The following is a 443-nucleotide window of genomic DNA, read 5'->3' on the forward strand; positions in this document are numbered from 1 at the left end:
CCGTCAAACCATCATCAAAATCCTCTCCGGCGACTCATTCGACTCAAACGCCGCCCGCGATTATGTTGAAAACCGCTACCTCTCCAGCATGGACTATGCGGTGGATGAAATGGAAATCCAATACCGCTTCTATCATCTGCTCAATCCGCGCCAACGCCAGCAATGGTTGTCTTCATGCTTGCGCTGATGGATAAATAAAATACAAAAAGGCCATCTGAAACCATATTCAGACGGCCTTTACTTTTTCAGCCTTAATCCAGCACTCTTTCTTCCGGCAACCGGCCTGCCCAATCGCAGGCAAACTGCCATGCCGAGCGGCCTGAACGGCTGCCGCGCATTTGCGCCCATTGCAACGCAGCTTGGCGCGCCGTATCGTCAAAAGGCACATTGAAATCGTCCAACCAGTTCGCCACGGCGGTCAAATAATCGTTTTGGTCGAAAGG

Annotated in this window: 1 protein-coding gene and 1 pseudogene; one reads left to right on the top strand and one right to left on the bottom strand. The window is 51.7% G+C overall.

The window, feature by feature from the left end:
* Window positions 1-187, top strand: a pseudogene (locus tag ACTHUR_RS21050) (Spy/CpxP family protein refolding chaperone); the annotation flags it as partial.
* 64 nt (window positions 188-251) lie between these two features.
* Here the strand turns inward: ACTHUR_RS21050 and ACTHUR_RS21055 are convergent.
* Window positions 252-443 (bottom strand): DUF815 domain-containing protein (locus ACTHUR_RS21055; RefSeq protein WP_440400753.1); only part of this gene is annotated, 192 nt, incomplete at its 5' end.

This window comes from Neisseria sp. P0021.S007 (assembly GCF_051956855.1).